Source organism: Streptomyces sp. DSM 15324, assembly GCF_001514285.1.
Lineage (GTDB): Bacteria > Actinomycetota > Actinomycetes > Streptomycetales > Streptomycetaceae > Streptomyces.
Genome location: NZ_KQ949024.1, coordinates 867,697 through 885,406 on the forward strand (window position 1 = coordinate 867,697; position 17,710 = coordinate 885,406).

13 protein-coding genes and 1 pseudogene are annotated in these 17,710 nt (G+C 70.0%); 3 read left to right on the top strand and 11 right to left on the bottom strand.

What is annotated here, in order from left to right; genetic code table 11:
• Nucleotides 1-263: 263 nt before the first annotated feature.
• The 3 genes from AQJ58_RS09945 to AQJ58_RS09955 form a co-directional block, all read right to left on the bottom strand.
• On the bottom strand, nucleotides 264-890 hold the full coding sequence (locus AQJ58_RS09945; RefSeq protein WP_079078811.1) for a hypothetical protein: 627 nt from the start codon (nucleotides 888-890) through the stop codon (nucleotides 264-266).
• A 68-nt stretch (nucleotides 891-958) separates the two neighbouring features.
• On the bottom strand, nucleotides 959-1,660 hold the full coding sequence (locus tag AQJ58_RS09950; protein WP_067247482.1) for a ribonuclease HII: 702 nt from the start codon (nucleotides 1,658-1,660) through the stop codon (nucleotides 959-961).
• An 87-nt stretch (nucleotides 1,661-1,747) separates the two neighbouring features.
• Entirely contained in the window at nucleotides 1,748-2,377 is a 630-nt protein-coding gene (locus tag AQJ58_RS09955; RefSeq protein WP_067247484.1) for a TetR/AcrR family transcriptional regulator, read from the bottom strand.
• Nucleotides 2,378-2,895: 518 nt separating this feature from the next.
• Here AQJ58_RS09955 and AQJ58_RS09965 point away from each other — a divergent pair.
• Nucleotides 2,896-4,230 (top strand): annotated as a pseudogene (locus AQJ58_RS09965) (MFS transporter); the annotation flags it as partial.
• Nucleotides 4,231-4,555: 325 nt separating this feature from the next.
• Here the strand turns inward: AQJ58_RS09965 and AQJ58_RS09970 are convergent.
• The 3 genes from AQJ58_RS09970 to AQJ58_RS09980 all read right to left on the bottom strand — a co-directional run bounded on the left by AQJ58_RS09970 (nucleotide 4,556) and on the right by AQJ58_RS09980 (nucleotide 6,868).
• Nucleotides 4,556-5,461, bottom strand: coding sequence for an ADP-ribosylglycohydrolase family protein (locus AQJ58_RS09970; protein WP_067247488.1), 906 nt, complete (start codon nucleotides 5,459-5,461; stop codon nucleotides 4,556-4,558).
• Entirely contained in the window at nucleotides 5,458-6,132 is a 675-nt protein-coding gene (locus AQJ58_RS09975; protein ID WP_067247491.1) for a histidine phosphatase family protein, read from the bottom strand. The genes AQJ58_RS09970 and AQJ58_RS09975 overlap by 4 nt, the downstream gene beginning before the upstream one ends.
• A gap of 130 nt (nucleotides 6,133-6,262) precedes the next feature.
• Nucleotides 6,263-6,868 carry a YdbC family protein gene (locus AQJ58_RS09980; protein ID WP_067247494.1) on the bottom strand — a complete coding sequence of 202 codons (606 nt, stop codon included), beginning with the start codon at nucleotides 6,866-6,868 and terminating at the stop codon, nucleotides 6,263-6,265.
• Nucleotides 6,869-7,021: 153 nt separating this feature from the next.
• Between AQJ58_RS09980 and AQJ58_RS09985 the strand changes: the two genes are divergently transcribed.
• On the top strand, nucleotides 7,022-7,552 hold the full coding sequence (locus AQJ58_RS09985) for a TerD family protein (RefSeq protein WP_067247826.1): 531 nt from the start codon (nucleotides 7,022-7,024) through the stop codon (nucleotides 7,550-7,552).
• Between the two features lie 104 nt (nucleotides 7,553-7,656).
• Here the strand turns inward: AQJ58_RS09985 and AQJ58_RS09990 are convergent, their stop codons facing one another.
• Together AQJ58_RS09990 and nrdR are read right to left on the bottom strand one after the other, a co-directional pair.
• Nucleotides 7,657-10,560 (bottom strand): vitamin B12-dependent ribonucleotide reductase, encoded by a 2,904-nt coding sequence (locus AQJ58_RS09990; RefSeq protein ID WP_067247496.1) that lies wholly within the window; start codon nucleotides 10,558-10,560, stop codon nucleotides 7,657-7,659.
• Between the two features lie 163 nt (nucleotides 10,561-10,723).
• Complete coding sequence (gene nrdR, locus AQJ58_RS09995; RefSeq protein ID WP_067247497.1) at nucleotides 10,724-11,293, bottom strand: transcriptional regulator NrdR; 570 nt, start codon at nucleotides 11,291-11,293, stop codon at nucleotides 10,724-10,726.
• Between the two features lie 580 nt (nucleotides 11,294-11,873).
• Between nrdR and lexA the strand changes: the two genes are divergently transcribed.
• Nucleotides 11,874-12,653 carry a transcriptional repressor LexA gene (gene lexA, locus AQJ58_RS10000; RefSeq protein ID WP_055635752.1) on the top strand — a complete coding sequence of 260 codons (780 nt, stop codon included), beginning with the start codon at nucleotides 11,874-11,876 and terminating at the stop codon, nucleotides 12,651-12,653.
• Nucleotides 12,654-12,737: 84 nt separating this feature from the next.
• Here the strand turns inward: lexA and AQJ58_RS10005 are convergent, their stop codons facing one another.
• The 3 genes from AQJ58_RS10005 to AQJ58_RS10015 all read right to left on the bottom strand — a co-directional run bounded on the left by AQJ58_RS10005 (nucleotide 12,738) and on the right by AQJ58_RS10015 (nucleotide 17,668).
• Nucleotides 12,738-14,720, bottom strand: a complete 1,983-nt coding sequence (locus AQJ58_RS10005; RefSeq protein ID WP_067247500.1) for an ATP-dependent DNA helicase — start codon at nucleotides 14,718-14,720, stop codon at nucleotides 12,738-12,740.
• Nucleotides 14,721-14,980: 260 nt separating this feature from the next.
• The gene (locus AQJ58_RS10010; RefSeq protein ID WP_234360013.1) at nucleotides 14,981-15,583 is read right to left on the bottom strand and encodes a GNAT family N-acetyltransferase; all 603 of its coding nucleotides are present in this window, start codon (nucleotides 15,581-15,583) and stop codon (nucleotides 14,981-14,983) included.
• A 63-nt stretch (nucleotides 15,584-15,646) separates the two neighbouring features.
• Nucleotides 15,647-17,668 (bottom strand): IucA/IucC family protein, encoded by a 2,022-nt coding sequence (locus AQJ58_RS10015; RefSeq protein WP_420712148.1) that lies wholly within the window; start codon nucleotides 17,666-17,668, stop codon nucleotides 15,647-15,649.
• Between the last annotated feature and the right edge of the window lie 42 nt (nucleotides 17,669-17,710).

Below are 17,710 nucleotides of genomic sequence, written 5' to 3' on the forward strand. Positions count from 1 at the left end.
AGGCGTCCCCGCATCCCGTGCCGCCCAGGTGCTCTGCAAGCGCTCGGCGGACCCCGAGCCCGGTGGGGCGCTGCGTCCGGCCAGCGAAGCCTGTGCCGTGCACCGGGGCTACCGCGGGGCCGCGGTCATCCGGCGGCCGGTTCCCGGACATGCCGAAGCGCGCGCCGAGACTCACGTCGTCCGCGCACGCGAAAGCACACCATGGAGGTGCCGCGGCAGCGAGGCCTGCCCGGCCCCGGCGCCTCCTGGTCCACCGGTTCGGCTCAGACTCCGGCGCCGAGCGCCGCGTTGATCTGCTGCGGGTCTCCGCAGACGATCAGCAGCGAGCCGGCCCGGGAACGAGCCGTCGTCAGAGCCGCGGCAGCGGAATCGCCGCCACCGTTGACGGCGACCACGACGACGGGCCGCACGCCCGCGCGGCCCGCGGCGGCGCCATCGGTGTAGAAGACGTCGTCCCCGGCGTCGTGCTGCGCCCAGTAGGACGCCTCACCGAAGGACAGTTCATGGACGGCCCAGGGGTGCTGATCACCGGTGGTGATCACCAGTACGTCACCTGGGGCGCGCCCCGAGTCCAGGAGCAGGTCCACGGCCTCCTCGGCGGCGTCCAGCGCCCCCTGGGCCGAGGCCGGGATCAGCTGGAGCTGGGGAGTCGCCGAAGCGGGCGCGGGAGTGGCCGGGGCCGAGGCCCCGGGCTTGGGGGCGGCGTCACGCGGGGTGCGCTGCACCGGCGGCGCGGGCCGGAGGGGGCCGGGACGACCGGGACGCGACGGAGCCGCGGGACGGGGGCCGGGTACGGGTCGAGGGGTCGGCGCTGTGCGGCCGCTGGCCGGAGTGGCGCGGGGACCCTGGGCACTCTCGTGAATCTGAGGCTCCTCGGGAATGAGAGGCATGGGCTGATTTTTATCAAACGTTGGTGCGGCTCGCGCCAGTGGGTGGCACATCAGTGCGAGCGGAATCGTCAGAAGTCGAAGCCGAGCTGACCCTCGATCTCCGGAACGCTTCCGTCCGCCCAGCTGCGGGCCTTCTTGAGGTGCCGCCACTGGGGCAGCGCATCAAGATACGCCCACGACAACCGGTGGTACGGGGTGGGGCCCCGCTCCTCCAGTGCGGCCTTGTGCACGGGCGACGGATACCCGGCGTTGTCCGCAAAACCGAAGTGTGCATGCTCGACACCCAGTTCGGCCATCATTTTGTCGCGCTGGACCTTGGCGATCACCGAGGCCGCCGCGACCGCCACGCACGAACGGTCGCCCTTGATGACCGTGCGGACCTGCCACGGGGCGCCGAGGTAGTCGTGCTTGCCGTCGAGGATCACCGCGTCGGGCCGGACGGGCAGCGCCTCCAGCGCCCGCCCGGCCGCGAGCCGCAGCGCGGCTGTCATCCCCAGGTCGTCGATCTCCTCCGGGGAGGCGTGTCCCAGGGCGTAGGACGTCACCCAGGTCCGCAGCACCTCGGCCAGCTCGGTGCGCCGTTTGAGGGTGAGCAGTTTGGAGTCGGTGAGACCTGCGGGCGGGCGACGCAGTCCGGTGACCGCCGCGCAGACGGTGACGGGGCCGGCCCAGGCTCCGCGGCCCACCTCGTCGACACCGGCAATGACCTTCGCTCCGGTCGTTGCGCGGAGGGAGCGCTCGACGGTGTGGGTGGGGGGTTCGTACGGCATGGCGCCCTTAGCGTACGCCGCCGAGATCCCCTCGCGACACCCCGGTTCGCCACGACCGCCCACCCGCCCCCGTCAGGCCCGCCTCCGTCAGCGGCAGGCGGCGTCCGGACGCAGCAGCGGAAGCATGAACCCGTCGATCATCTCTTCCAGCTCTTGATCGCTCCATTCACTTCCGCACACTTTGGATCGGTACATCATCATGGCCGGAATGGCGTCGAAGACGTAACCGTTCGCAGCTCCCTCCCCCACCTCACCCCGCTCAATTCCACGCGTGATGACTTCATGCAGCATCCTCACGGCCGGCTCGACGACCCCGCGGACGATCAGATCCCGGAACCGCTCCGACTGAGCTGGATCGCATTCGTGAATAATCGAACGCAACGCGAAGCCAGGTCGCGAGAACATCGCGTCGCGCGCCGTCCGACACAGCGCCACCAGGTCCTCACGCACGTTCCCGAGGTCGGGTGCCGCGTCCAGCCGGGGCAGCTCGGCACTCAGCGCATCGGCGACGAGATCCTCCTTGGAGGGCCAGCGGCGATAGACAGCCGCCTTTCCGGTCTGAGCCCCGGCGGCAACCCCTTCCATCGTGAGGCCGTTCCAGCCGACGGTGCCGAGTTGCTCCAACGCGGCATCGAGGATCGCGCGTTCGAGCACGGCGCCGCGCCGCCGGGGGGAGGCCGTCCGGGCAGGTGCGGCCGTCCAGCGCGAAGTAACCATCCGAGTGTCTCCAGGCGAGCAGAGGGGGCGGGGAGTTCCAAGCGGTGCGGGGGGCGGGGGTGGGTCTAGGCGACACAGCGGGGGACGGCGCCGACGGACACCCTGAAAGTGAACGCTTGCGTTCACTAGTGGGGACTCACTACCGTGAACGGGAGAGTGAACGCCAGCGTTCACTAATGCAGTTGTGGGGGAGCCATAGTGACAACCTCTCAGTTGACCCAGGACCAGAAACCGGGGCGCGCCCGCCGAGAGGGGCACCCCGGTGTGGCGCTCACCGTCATCGCGGCCTGCCAACTCATGGTGGTACTCGACGCGACGACTTGATCATGAGTCTCGGAGTCCTCCAAAAGGAGCCGAGGCTCAACGGCCCCCGAAATCTCCAGGTCAGGCAGGCCAACCGCCGTGGACACGTCCGGCACGGGAGCCGTATCAACGCCAGCAAGGGCAGCCACGACACGGCCCCAGGTCCCATCGTCCACCCACCTTGACCAGCGCGACATGAGGGACTTGCGTGCACCTCGCTCACCTTCGGCGGCCTGCTCCTGCTCGGCGCCCGAGCAGGGGACATCCTCGGCCGGCGCCGGGTGTTCATGACCGGAATCCTGCTCTTCACCTTCGCCTCGCTGCTCGGCGGACTGGCCCAGGAACCCTCGCAACTGCTGGCGGCCCGAGCCCTCCAGGGGATGGGAGGCGCCATCGCCTCGCCCACTGCACTGGCGCTCATCACCACCACGTTTCCCGAAGGCCCGGAACGCAACCGGGCCTTCGGTGTCTTCGCCGCCGTCTCCGCGGGCGGCGGAGCCATCGGCCTGCTCGCGGGCGGCATGCTCACGGAATGGCTGGACTGGCGCTGGGTGCTCTTCGTCAACGTGCCCATCGGCGTGCTGATCGCCTCCCTCACTCCGCTCTACATCAACGAGTCGGAGCGGCATCCGGGGCGCTTCGACATCGCGGGCGCCGTCACCTCGACCGCCGGCATGGCCTCCCGGGTCTACGCGTTCATCCGGGCCGCCGGTCAGGGCTGGCGGGACGATCTGACGCTCGGGGCCTTCGGCGCCGCGCTGGTGCTGCTGCTGGCCTTCGTGTTCACCGAGATGCGGGCCAAAGAGCCGATCACCCCGTTGAAGATGTTCGCCGACCGCACGTACCTGATCATGCTGAGCCTGGCGGCCGCGATGTTCGGCATGTTCTTCTACATCGTCCTCTTCGTGCAGAACGTGCTGGGCTACAGCCCGATCAGGGCCGGGCTCGCCTTCCTGCCCGTCACGGCCGCGATCGCGGTCGGCGCCGGCCTGTCGCAGCGCTTCCTGCCCACTCTGGGCCCCAAACCGTTCATGCTCGCCGGGGCCGCGCTGGTCGTGTCCGGCCTCTCCTGGCTGACGTTCATCAGCCCGGACAGCTCGTACCTGGGCGGAGTGCTGGGCCCGATGCTGGTGTTCGGCTTCGGCATGGGCCTGAACTTCGTGACGGCGACGGTCACCGCCGTCTCCGGCGTCGCCCCGCACGAGGCGGGTGCCGCGTCCGGACTGCTCAACGCCACCCAGCAGGTGGGGGGTTCGCTCGGTCTGGCCATCCTGACCGCGGTCTTCGGGTCGGCCGGCAAGGACGAGGCGGAGAAGCAGCTGCCGGCCTTCCTCGCCGACGGCACGGCCGAGCAGAAGGCCGAGTTCGCCAAGACGCGTCAACTGCCCGCCCCCTGGGGCAACGAGGTCCTCGCCCACGGCATCTCCACCGCCTTCGTCCCGGCCGCCGCGATAGCCTGCCTGGCCCTGGTCACCGCCTGGTTCGTGATCAAGGTCCGCAAGAGCGACCTGGACGCCCTGTCCGGGACGGCGGGGCCCATGGCGGGGTGAGTCGCGCGGATGGCCCGGCGCCGCCCCGAGCGCGGCCCGCTGGGGCGGCGTCACGGCCGTCCGCGACGCACCGTTGACCCCCAGCACCGCGCCGACCACCCGCGCGAACACGACGTACCCCATGCCCACCACCCCCCGACCGCTGCTCCCCGTCGCCCGCCGCCCGCCCGTGGCCTGCGCACATCGCGCGGCAGATGACCGAAGAACGCCCGCCGGTCACACAGAGTTCCCGGCGAACACACAGAGTTTCCGGGTCGGGGCGGAAGAATCCGACCTCGGGGGCGGAGGATGCCGACGCAGTGCTCACCGCCGCCGCTCGACCTGGTCAGGCGGGCGCAGCGACCCACTCCGGAAGAGCTTCCACCTGTTCCGCCCACGCGGCTGGAGGCATTCCGGTCTTACCGGCGGCCAGCACGCCGCCCACGATGGCGCAGGTGGTGTCGACGTCCCCGCCGACCTGCGCGGTCGTCCAGAACGCCGTCTCGTAGTCGCCGAGGGCGCGCGCCGCCGACCAGAGCGCGAAGGGGACGGTGTCATGGGCGGACGTACGCCGTCCGCAGCCCAGCACGGCCGCGACCGTACCCGCGTCGTTGTAGTCGAGCATGTCCCTGGCGCGTCGCAGACCGGCGCCCACCGCGCTCTTGGGTACCAGGGCGATGACACCGTCCAGCAGCGTCCCGGGGCCGGGCGGGCCTCCGGGCGCGCCGACCAGCGCGGCGGCCGCGGCGACGGCCATGGCGCCGACCACGGCCTCCCGGTGCTGGTGCGTGGGATAGGAGGAGATCTCCGCCTGGTGGGTGGCCTGCTCGGGGTCGTCCGCATACCAGGCCCCCAGAGGGGCGATCCGCATCGCTGCGCCGTTGCCCCACGACCCCTGCCCCTTGAACAGGGCCGCCGACAGTTCGCGCCAGTCGGCACCCTCCCGAACCAGCCGCAGCAGCCGGTTGACCGCGGGGCCGTAGCCTCGGTCGAAGTCGTGGTGCTCCGCGAAGGAGCGGGCCAGGGCGTCCTGGTCGATGCGGTCGTGCGAGGCCAGGACGGCCACCACCGAACAGGCCATCTCGGTGTCGTCGGTCCATTGCCAGGGACCGGGCGGCAGGGCGCGTTCCTTCAGCAGCGGGTAGTTCGCGGGTACGAAGAACTGGGACCCGAGCGCGTCACCCACCGCGAGTCCGCGCAGACTGGCGAGGGCGCGCTCCAGGCGCCCGTTGGAAGTGGAGTCAGCGGTCATCGCCCGCCACTGTATCCGGTGACCCCGTACGGCTCAGGATCTCGCCATCGGTCGAAAGGCCGGTCAAGGGTGTACTTGCCGTCGTCCCCGAGGACGAGCATGCGCACCTCGGCGTTCCCCGGGTTCGACAGCGACTCGAATTCGGCGACCGTCCAGTGGAACCAGCGCATGCAGAACAGCCGCATGGCGAGGCCGTGGGTCACGATGAGCACGTTCGGCGGATGGTCGGGGGCCTCGAAGCTGCGGAACAGGCTCTCCAGGAAGCCGCCGACCCTGTCGTACACGTCGGCTCCGCTCTCGCCCTGGGCGAAGCGGTAGAAGAAGTGCCCGTAGGCGTCCCGGTAGGCCTTCTGCAGCCGTACGTCGTCACGGTCCTGCCAGTTCCCCCAGTCCTGCTCGCGCAGCCGGGGTTCCTCGCGCACCCTGATGCGGTCGGGATCGAGATGGAAGGCCTGGAGGGTCTCGTGGGTGCGGCGGTAGGGGGAGACGTACACGCTGACGGGCTCGTCGCCGAGCACCTCCCGGAGCCTTTTACCGGTCTCCTCCGCCTGTCGCCGGCCCAGGTCGGTGAGGGCCAGCGCATGGTCGGGTTCACGCTCGTAGACGGTGTCATCAACATTGCCCGTTGATTCGCCGTGCCGGACAAGGATGATGCGCCGTGGTCGTGCCATGCCAAAACCCTAGATCGGGATGCGGCAGATCGAATACTCGTACGGCGCCCATACGGCGTAGGTCACACGCAGCGACCCTCATTCGTCACAGGAGTGCACATCTTCCCCTACAAGCGGTCAGGATCAGCGCTCATACCGTCCAGGCCGTCTCCAGTTCGACGATGTCACCGGTGAGGGCGGCGATGTCCGCCTCCGTCTGGGCGCGCAGGGCGAGCCGCTCCACACGTTCGGTGCGGTATTTTCCGTGCTCGGCCTCGGAACGCCACATCGACAGGACCATGAACTCGTGGCCGGGCGCCTCGGCGAACAGCCCGCGGATCATGCCGGGCGAGCCGGCCATCGCCGGGTTCCACACCTTCTCCTGCATGAGGGTGAAGTGTTCGGCGCGCTCCTCGTGGACCCTGCACAGGGCCACGCGCAGCAGGTCGGAGTCGGTGAAGCGGGGCTCGAAGCCGGTCTTCACGTCGAAGCGGTGGTCGAACAGGCGCACCTGGGCGTCCTTGAAGGTGCCTGCCTGGGCCGCGGCCAGCCGGTCGTGGGAGCGCGCCATGAAGGAGTCGTAAAAGGCACGGCTCTCCCAGAAGGCGAAGACATGCGCGACGGAGGGCCGGCTCCTGCTCCAGCCCCCGCCCTGTCCCCGAAATCCCGGCTCCCCCAGAAGCCCCGCCCACTTTCGCTGCCCCCGTTCGAAACCGCGGCGGTCCACCACGGTGCAGCGAATCCACTTGACCAGCACCGCGCCATGGTAAGGCCACAGGGCGTGGCGTCGGTCACTCTCTGGCGCAGAGCAGCCATGCCGTGAGCCACGCGCGCGTGGCAGGATGGACAACCGGCCCTGATGATCGGGGAGTTCAGGGTGAGGTCGGACGGTGAACGGGGAGGTAAGTCCGTGAGCGGCATCAACAAGGGGCTCCGCAAGATCGAGCTGGCGCTGAAGTGGGACCCGAGTCCGGCGGGGCAGCCGGCCACCGATCTGGACGTCGTCGCCGCGACGTACCTCGCGAGCGATCCGTCCGGGGCGCCCGCCTATGTGGTGCACTTCGACAGCCGCTCGCCGGACGGCACGATCTATCTCAACCGGGACAGCAAGGACGGCAAGGGTTTCGGCTGGGACGAGGTCATGACGCTCGAACTCGAGCGGCTGGACGCGCGGTACGCGCGCGTGGTGGTCGGTGTCGTCATCCAGCAGCAGCCGGCGCACCGCACGTTCGTCAGCGTCCGCAACCCCGCCTTCCGGATCCGGGAGGGTTACACGGTTCTGGCCGAGGACGAGTTCGGTGATGTGCTCGGCGCGACGGCGGCGACCGTCGGGGAGTTCGTGCGCGAGGCCGACGGCTGGACGTTCCACAGGGGGGTCCAGGGGTTCGAGGACGACCCGGCGACGTTCACCAGGGTCATGGGCGAGGTACGCCGGCCCTGATCCGGACGCCGCAGGTGCGCGCAGAGAACACCGAGGGCGGTGGAGCCGAGGACCGGCTCCACCGCCCTTGCCAGATCACGGGGACCTGGCCGGCACGGCGGGGATCAGCTGCAGCCGCTGGTCGAGCCGCAGCCCTCGCAGATGTAGCAGGACCCGGCGCGCTGCATCTTCGTACCGCAGGAGAAGCAGAGCGGGGCGTCGGCCTGGATGCCCAGCTGCATCTCCACCAGCTCGGCGCTGGTGTGGGCCTGCTGCGGAGCCGGCTTGACCGCCTCGGCGGCGGCCTTCGGGGCGGCGACGGCCTTGAGGTCCGTCTGGCGCGGGGCCGACTGGGCCAGACCTTCGACGTCGACGTCCTCCTCGGCCGGCTCGTAGGAACCGGTCTCCAGATGGCGCTGGCGCTCCTCGGCGGAGTGGATGCCGAGCGCGGAACGCGTCTCGAAGGGCAGGAAGTCGAGCGCCAGGCGGCGGAAGATGTAGTCGACGATCGACTGCGCCATCCGCACGTCCGGGTCGTCCGTCATGCCGGCCGGCTCGAAGCGCATGTTGGTGAACTTCGAGACGTACGTCTCGAGCGGCACGCCGTACTGCAGGCCCACCGAGACGGCGATGGAGAAGGCGTCCATCATGCCGGCGAGGGTCGAACCCTGCTTGGACATCTTCAGGAAGACCTCACCAAGGCCGTCGTCAGGGTAGGAGTTGGCCGTCATGTAGCCCTCGGCGCCACCGACCGTGAAGGAGGTGGTGATGCCGGGACGGCCCTTGGGGAGACGCTTGCGGACCGGGCGGTACTCGACGACCTTCTCGACCGCGGTACGGATCGTGTCCTCGGCCTTCGCCGTGATCTCGGCGGTCTCCTGCTCCTTGCTGTCCTTCGTCTTCGCGGAGAGGGGCTGGCCGACCTTGCAGTTGTCACGGTAGATCGCGAGCGCCTTGACGCCGAGCTTCCAGGCCTCGAAGTAGATCTCCTCGACCTCCTCGACGGTCGCCGTCTCCGGCATGTTGACCGTCTTGGAGATGGCGCCGGAGATCCAGGGCTGGATGGCGGCCATCATGCGGACGTGGCCCATCGGGGAGATGGCGCGCTCGCCCATGGCGCAGTCGAACACCTCGTAGTGCTCCTGCTTGAGACCGGGGGCGTCGATCACATTGCCGTTCTCGGCGATGTGGGCGACGATCGCCTCGATCTGCTCCTCCTGGTAACCCAGGCGGCGCAGGGCCTGCGGGACGGTGCCGTTGACGATCTGCATCGAGCCGCCGCCGACCAGCTTCTTGAACTTGACCAGGGCGAGGTCGGGCTCGACACCGGTGGTGTCGCAGGACATCGCGAGGCCGATGGTGCCGGTCGGGGCGAGCACGGACGCCTGGGAGTTACGGAAACCGTTCTTCTCGCCGAGACGCAGTACGTCCTGCCAGGCCTCCGTGGCGGCGGCCCAGACAGGGGTGTCGAGGTCGTCCATGCGGACGGCCGTGCCGTTGGCGTCGGCGTGCTGCTTCATGACGCGGTTGTGGGCGTCGGCGTTGCGGGCGTAGCCGTCGTACGGGCCGACGACCGAGGCCAGCTCGGCAGAGCGGCGGTAGGCCGTGCCGGTCATCAGGGAGGTGATGGCGCCGGCGAGGGCGCGGCCGCCGTCGGAGTCGTAGGCGTGTCCGGTGGCCATCAGCAGGGCGCCGAGGTTGGCGTAGCCGATGCCGAGCTGGCGGAACGCGCGCGTGTTCTCGCCGATCTTCTGGGTGGGGAAGTCGGCGAAGCAGATGGAGATGTCCATCGCGGTGATGACGAGCTCGACGACCTTCTGGAAGCGCTCGGCCTCGAAGGACTGGGTGCCCTGGCCGTCGTCCTTGAGGAACTTCATCAGGTTCAGCGAGGCGAGGTTGCAGGACGTGTTGTCCAGGTGCATGTACTCGCTGCACGGGTTGGACGCGGTGATCCGGCCGGACTCGGGGCAGGTGTGCCAGTTGTTGATGACGCCGTCGTACTGGATGCCGGGGTCGGCGCAGGCCCAGGCGGCCTCGGCGATCCGGCGGAAGAGCGCCTTGGCGTCGACTTCCTCGATGACCTCGCCGGTCATCCGGGCGCGCAGGCCGAACTTGCCGCCCTGCTCGACGGCCTGCATGAACTCGTCGTTCACCCGGACCGAGTTGTTGGCGTTCTGGTACTGGACGGACGTGATGTCGTCGCCGCCCAGGTCCATGTCGAAGCCCGCGTCGCGAAGGACGCGGATCTTCTCCTCTTCCTTGACCTTGGTCTCGATGAAGTCCTCGATGTCCGGGTGGTCGACGTCGAGGACGACCATCTTGGCGGCGCGGCGGGTGGCGCCACCGGACTTGATGGTGCCGGCGGAGGCGTCGGCGCCGCGCATGAAGGAGACCGGGCCGGAGGCGTTGCCGCCGGAGGACAGCAGTTCCTTGGAGGAGCGGATGCGGGAGAGGTTCAGGCCGGCGCCGGAGCCGCCCTTGAAGATCATGCCCTCTTCCTTGTACCAGTCGAGGATCGACTCCATGGAGTCGTCGACGGCCAGGATGAAGCAGGCGGAGACCTGCTGGGGCTGCGGGGTGCCCACGTTGAACCAGACGGGGCTGTTGAAGCTGAAGATCTGGTGCAGCAGGGCGTAGGCCAGCTCGTGCTCGAAGATCTCGACGTCGGCGGCGGAGGCGAAGTACTTGTGGTCCTCGCCGGCCTTCGAGTACGTCTTCACGATGCGGTCGATCAGCTGCTTGAGGCTGACCTCGCGCTGGGGGGTGCCGACGGCACCGCGGAAGTACTTGCTGGTGACGATGTTGACCGCGTTCACCGACCAGAAGTCGGGGAACTCGACGCCACGCTGCTCGAAATTGACCGAGCCGTCGCGCCAGTTGGTCATGACGACGTCACGACGCTCCCAGACCACCTCGTCGTACGGGTGCACGCCGGGGGTGGTGTGGATGCGCTCGATACGCAGGCCCTTGGTGGTCTTCGCGCCCTTCGCGCGGGACCCTCGTGCCGGACCGCTCGCCGTCTCTGTCATGCCGCCTCCCTGTACAGGCAAAAACGCCCTGAAATGCCACGATGTTCCCGTGGCACGGTGTGGTGTCTGGTGCTGCGGAGTCGATGCGCCTGGTCCGCAGCAAGTCTTGGTCCGCCGCCGCCCGACCGGATCCGGGGTGTCCGCCCGGTTCCGGTTTCGCCGGTCAGTCGGCGGCGTGGGCGGGCTCGGGGACCCGCGTGGTCCCTCCGCGCCCGCCGTCGTCCTCCTGGCCCCCCACGACAGCGTCCGGGTCGCCTTCGCGGTCGTCGTCGTCCGCGCCGGGGCGTCCCGTCTGGTCCCTGAGTTCCGCGATCGCGGCCTCGAAGTCCTCGAGCGAGTCGAAGGCCCGGTAGACGGAGGCGAAGCGCAGGTAGGCGACGAGGTCGAGTTCCTGCAACGGGCCGAGTATGGCCAGCCCCACGTCGTGGGTGGTCAGCTCGGCGCTCCCGGTGGCCCGTACCGCCTCCTCGACCCGCTGGCCGAGCTGGGCGAGCGCGTCCTCGGTGACGGGCCGCCCCTGACATGCCTTGCGCACGCCGTTGATGACCTTGGTGCGGCTGAACGGCTCGGTGACTCCGGACCGCTTCACCACCATGAGCGAGCACGTCTCCACGGTCGTGAAACGACGGGAGCAGTCAGGGCACTGGCGGCGCCTGCGGATCGACGTGCCGTCGTCCGTCGTACGGCTGTCGACGACACGGCTGTCGGGGTGCCTGCAGAAGGGGCAGTGCATGAAGTCCCAACCCTCCTCACAGCAGACTCAATGGCCTCGCCGGGCCTCACGGGCCCCTCGAAGCAGCCCCAAGCATAGGCGATCCTCGTGGATGCGAAGACCAAGGGCAACACAACTTGTGGGCCGCTGATGACATCCAAGCACTAGATATGGGGCTTGGACCATTCATCCAGGCCGTATCGCGTGTCGCGGTCGAACCCTTCACCCCGCGCGTTCCCGCCGTCACGGCGAGCACCCGAAACGGGCCCCACGCGCGCGTGTACAACCATGTCCGCGCGGCGTGTACGGCGATATCGTGGGCACCACAGCGAGGACCCACGGGGCTCTCGCGCGCGGGAGCGGATAGGTCGACCGCGGGGAACCTGATGGCAGACTGGGGCGGCACCGCCCCAGGGGCGCCCCGGCGGTGAAGAGTACAACAACGGACCCTTCCGTCCGCCGGTCACCACGTTGGCTATACACCCAGACACATGATCAAGTCAGGCTAACCACACTTTTTCACTCGAACGTGTGTTTGGCGCAACCTTTCGAAAGCAACTACCGTTGTGCAGCAGGGAGACAACCGAGAGGGGCCGACGACGTGACCACCACCGCAGACAGCGCCACCATCACCGCCCAGGACCGCTCCCAGGGCCGACTCGAGCCGGTGCATGCGATGAACGAAGCCGTGAACCCGGAGGGGCACAAGCGCTCCCTGCCGGGCCGACCTCCAGGCATCCGGGCGGACAGCTCGGGCCTGACCGACCGGCAGCGCCGAGTGATCGAGGTCATCCGGGACTCGGTACAGCGGCGTGGCTACCCGCCGTCCATGCGGGAGATCGGCCAGGCCGTCGGCCTGTCCAGCACGTCCTCGGTGGCGCACCAGCTGATGGCGCTGGAGCGCAAGGGCTTCCTGCGCCGCGACCCGCACCGCCCGCGCGCTTACGAGGTCCGCGGTTCCGACCAGGCCGTCTCCGTGCAGCCCACGGACACCGCCGGCAAGCCCGCCGCGTCGTACGTCCCCCTGGTGGGCCGGATCGCCGCTGGTGGCCCGATCCTCGCCGAGGAGTCCGTCGAAGACGTGTTCCCGCTCCCCCGGCAGCTCGTCGGCGACGGTGAGCTGTTCGTGCTGAAGGTCGTCGGCGACTCCATGATCGAGGCAGCCATCTGCGACGGTGACTGGGTCACCGTGCGGCGCCAGCCCGTCGCCGAGAACGGCGACATCGTGGCGGCCATGCTCGACGGTGAGGCCACCGTGAAGCGCTTCAAGCGCGAGGACGGCCATGTGTGGCTGCTCCCGCACAACGCCGCGTACGAGCCGATCCCCGGCGACGACGCGACCATCCTCGGCAAGGTGGTGGCGGTTCTCCGCCGCGTCTGAGCACGGCGGGCGGCCTCACCTCCTCCGCCCCCCTGACTGGGCCCCGGGATCCCTGCGCCGGTTCCGGGGCCCTGTGCTGTGCCCCTACGCCTGCTCGGCCTCGGTCTGCCGTGCCATCGCGTCGATCGCCGCAAGCGATTTCCGGACCTGGTTGCGGTCCGTGGTGTACCAGAAGTCCGGCAGGGAGGCCTTGAGGTAGCTCCCGTAGCGGGCCGTCGCCAGGCGCTGATCCAGGACGGCGACCACGCCCCGGTCCCCCGACGCGCGGACCAGACGGCCGGCCCCCTGGGCCATCAGCAGCGCCGCGTGCGTGGCGGCCACGGCCATGAAGCCGTTGCCTCCGGCGTCCTCCACCGCTTTCTGGCGGGCGCTCATCAGCGGGTCGTCCGGACGCGGGAACGGGATCTTGTCCATGACCACGAGCTGGCAACTCGTCCCGGGCACGTCGACGCCCTGCCAGAGCGACAGCGTCCCGAACAGACACGTCTTCGCATCCGCCGCGAAGTTCTTGATCAGCTCGCCCAAGGTCTCCTCGCCCTGGAGCAGGATCGGGAACTCGGGGATGCGACCGCGCAACTCCTCGGCCGCGAGCTGTGCGGCGCGCATGGAGGAGAAGAGGCCGAGCGTCCGTCCGCCGGCCGCCTGGATCAGTTCGGTCAGCTCGTCCAGCATGTCCGCGCGATCGCCGTCCCGTGCGGGCCGCGACAGATGCTTGGCGACGTACAGGATGCCCTGCTTGCGGTAGTCGAAGGGCGATCCCACGTCGATCCCCTTCCAGGGAGGAACGTCGTCTCCTTCCGTGCCCTCCGGCGCGAGTCCCAGGGAGGCGCCCACGCCGTTGAAGTCACCGCCGAGCTTCAGCGTCGCCGAGGCCAGGGTCACGGAGCGGTCGGCGAAGAGCTTCTCCCGCAGCAGGCCCGACACGGACATCGGGGCGACGCGCAGGGAGGCGCCGAAGCGGTCGTGCCGTTCGTACCAGACGACGTCGTACTCCGAGCCGGCCACGATCCGCTCCGCCACGTCGTGCACGCTCTCCACCGAGGCGAGCGCCTGCTTGCGGACGGCGTCCTCGTCCTGGACGGACCGGTCACGGGTGGCGCCGATGGCGGAGATGACGGTGCGAGCGGCGTCGCGCAGGGCCATGAGCGCGTAGTTGAGATCCTCCGGGATCTCCTCCAGGCGTCCCGGCAGGGCCAGCTCCATCAGGCGCTCGAAGCCCTCGGCGGCGGTCTGGAGCTGGTCGGCCACCTTCTCGTCGACCAGCTTCGCGGCCCGGCGCGCGGCCCGGTTGACCTGGCCGGGGGTGAGCTCGCCGGTGGCGACGCCGGTGACCCTCGACACCAGTTCGTGTGCCTCGTCGACGATCAGCACCTCGTGCTGCGGGAGGACCGGGGCGCCTTCGATGGCGTCGATGGCCAGCAGTGCGTGGTTGGTGACGACGACCTCGGCCAGCTTGGCACGCTCACGGGCCATCTCGGCGAAGCACTCGGCGCCGTACGCGCACTTGGTCGCGCCGAGGCATTCCCGCGAGGACACCGACACCTGGGCCCAGGCGCGGTCGGACACACCCGGGGTGAGGTCGTCCCGGTCGCCCGACTCGGTCTCGTCCGACCAGTCCCGCAGCCGCAGCAGGTCCTGGCCCAGCTTGCTGCTGGGCGCGGCCGCCTCGAACTGGTCGAAGAGGCCCTCCTCCTCGTCCTGTGGCACTCCCTCGTGCAACCGGTGCAGGCACAGGTAGTTGGAGCGGCCCTTCAGCATCGCGAACTCGGGGCGTCTGCGCAGCAGCGGGTGCAGCGCGTCGACCGTGCGCGGCAGGTCACGCTCCACCAGCTGGCGCTGCAGGGCCAGAGTGGCGGTCGCGACCACGACCCGCTCTCCGTGTGCGAGCGCGGGAACCAGGTAGCCCAGCGACTTGCCGGTGCCGGTGCCGGCCTGGACCAGCAGGTGGGATCCGTCGTCGATCGCCTCCGCGACGGCTTCGGCCATGGTCACCTGGCCGGGGCGCTCCGTACCGCCGACGGCGGCGACGGCGGCATGGAGGAGTTCGGGAAGTGAGGGCTTCGTCATAGCGCGACCACCCTACGGCTCGGCACTGACAAACGGGTGATCTCGCAGGTGGTCGGCGGGGACGGCGGCGAGGGAAACGGTAAGCGGTTCATGGTGCGGGCTTCTCGGAATTCGGGAGGGGAAAGGGTCGGGGAAGGGCCTGGGAAGGGCCTGAGCAAGGCATCGGCAGGCTGGAGAAAAATCCTCGGAGATTTTCGGGACGGGTGGGAACCGGCTGGAATCCCGAGGCGTTGCATGAGTGACGGGACGATTACACACAGTCACAGGACCCCGCGCAGGTGCCTGTCCCTGACCAAGAGGCCGGCCCGCTTCGCGGGCAGGTCGAGCTCGGCGCAGAAGCGGAAACCGGCACGAAGGAAGGCGGCGATGGAGGGGGTATTGCGAAGATCGGGTTCAGCTACGACACGTGAGCAAGCGGGTCTGCTGTCGAGTACGAGGTCGGCGACGGCTCTCAGCAGCAGTCCGCCAAGTCCACGCCCACGGGTGTCCGGGCCTGCGATGAGGAGATGGATACCGATGTCGTGAGGGCGGGCCGGGTAGTGGCGGGCCAGCGGGTCGAGATCTGCCCGGTAGATCTCCCAGTAACTCATCGGTGCGCCTTCCAGCAGGCCGAGGCACGGAAGGCAGTGGCCTTCGGTGAGCTGGGCGCGCAGGTGCCGTTCAGTCACGGTCCGGGGTCCCGACAGCTCCCAGAAGGCGGCGACCGCGGGCTCGTTCATCCACCGGCCGATGCGGGACAGGTCCCGGTCGACCTGTACGGGGACCAGACGGAAGGCTCCTGCGGGTGTGGGGGTGGGTCCCCAGTCTCCCGGGCGGTCGAACAGAGCTGCGGGCGCGGTGCCGGCGACGGCGAGCGGGCCGATGGGGGGCACGTCGGGGCTCCTCTCAGCAGGGAAGAAAGGGGGCGGTGTCGCGTATCCGGCGGTTCAGGAGTGCAGGGGGTTGGCGATGGTGACGTACACGGACTGGGTTTCCACGGGGCCCACGAGTTCGTCCATGCCGTGCAGCCGGGTCAGTAGATTGGCCTTGCAGCGCAGCACGGGTGAGTCGAGGAGGCGGGCGGGCAGCGAGCTGCGCGACCGGGCGGGACCGCAGGCCGCGGTGGTGAGGAAGCGGCGAAAGGCGGCGAGCAGCAGGTGTTCACCGGCGAGACGCTGTGAGCCGAAAGCCCCCACGAGCCCGAGGACGTTGTTGATGCCCAGGTAGTAGGCGAAGCGCTCGTCGGTGACGGCGTCGGAGACGAAGGTGTCGCTGTGCTCGCCGATACCGGGCAGCCGGGCTTCGAGTTCCGCGCGGCGGGAGGCACGGAAGTAGTAGCCCTGGTTGTCGCGGTACCGGCCGCCCGTGGGCCAGCCGTCGGGGTCGAGCAGGAGGAGCGTGTTCTGCTGGTGGGCCTCCAGGGCGATGCCCGCTTCCCCGTCGAGCCAGAGCACCGGTCGCACGACGTGTTCCAGATAGCGCAGGAACCATTCGACGGCGACGGTGGCGAGCGGGCGCCCGGTCCGGGCGGCGAGCCGGGTCACGACCTCGGCCAGTCGAGAGCGCTGTACGGGTCGCACGTCCGTGGTCGGGCTGAAGCCCCCGGCGACGCGCGGGTAGGGCCGGGGCGAGATCAGGCCGGCGACACAGGAGACGTCGTCCGCGGGGGTGAAGGGGTTGTGGCGGATCACCACGTCCAGCCCCGGCACCGGAAGACCGTCGCTCCCGTCGACGGCCAGCCAAGCGGGGTCGCGGACGATGTCGAACCCCGGGTGGGCGGTCAGCCACCGCCGGGAAAGCCCGGCGCGCAGGAGGCGGTGGACTTCGACGCCGCGGTGGAGTTCCTTGCGCAGGTTCTCCCGGCGGGAGTTGGTGATGTGCAGACCGAGCGACGTCTTGAGCATCGCCGGGGCGCCGGACCGGTAGACGGTGCGTAGGGAGGAGGTGGGATGCCAGGGACTGCCGAGCGGGCCGAGGTCGCGAAGCAGGCCGCTTGCGAACAGGGCGGCGACATCGGGGCGGTGACCGACCGCATGCCGTTGCCAGGGGTGCATCGGCAGGAGGGCGTAGCCGTCGGGCAGCGTACGGCGGACGGGCAACGGCAGTCCGGCGTCGGCGAGTCGGGAGGTCAACCGGTCCGCGGGGACGGCACGCCCGCTTTCCGTCCAGGCGGAGTCGGCGGCCAGCACGGAGGGGGCGACAGCCAGCCAGTGGAGCAGGAAGGAGCCGCGCAACTCGGGTGAGTACAGCCGTGTCTCCGCGTCGGAGAGGCCTTCGCGGCTCTTCGGGGTGGGGTGCAGGGGGTGGCCGAGGAGCAGGGCCTGTTCGGCCGCGAGGAACAGGTCGGGGCCGTCGGCGGGGTGCTTACGGCGCTCGCGGATGAAGTCGGTCGTCCGGCGGACGGAGTCCGCGACGCGGGCCACCAGGGCGACCGGGTCGAGGCCGTGGCCGGCCGGCCGGGGTGAGGCGGGCGTCTCGGCCGCGCCGGGCAGGGCGGCCGCATCGACTGGTCCGAGCGGCCGGGGCGCATCGGGGGCTCCGGCTTGTGCGGATGCCGCGGGCGGCTCGTGTGTCGCCGACGTCTCGGGAGTCCGGGGATTCGCCGGCGTCGCGGAGATCGCCGGCGTCGCGGGCATCGTAGGCACCGCCGGCGTCGCAGGCACCGCCGGCATCGTAGGCACCGCCGGCGTCGCAGGCACCGCCGGCGTCGCAGGCACCGCCGGCGTCGCAGGCATCGCAGGCGTCTCCCGCGTCTCGCGGGAGAGGAGCGCGGCGAGCGTGACGGCGTCCACGGGTGGGGACTGCTCGGGGGCGTCGGCCAGCCGTGGGAGACCGAAGCGGTGCCAGCCGGTGGGTGACCAGTGGAGGACGGGGGTGAGCAGGGCGGTGCCGCTGGAGGGGAGCGGCACACGGAGGGTGCCGTCGGCGGGGGCGGGCAGGCCTGCCTCGCGGACCCAGCAGCGCAACAGGCTCTCGACGGCCGCCGCCTGGGCCGCGGTGCGCGGGTCGGG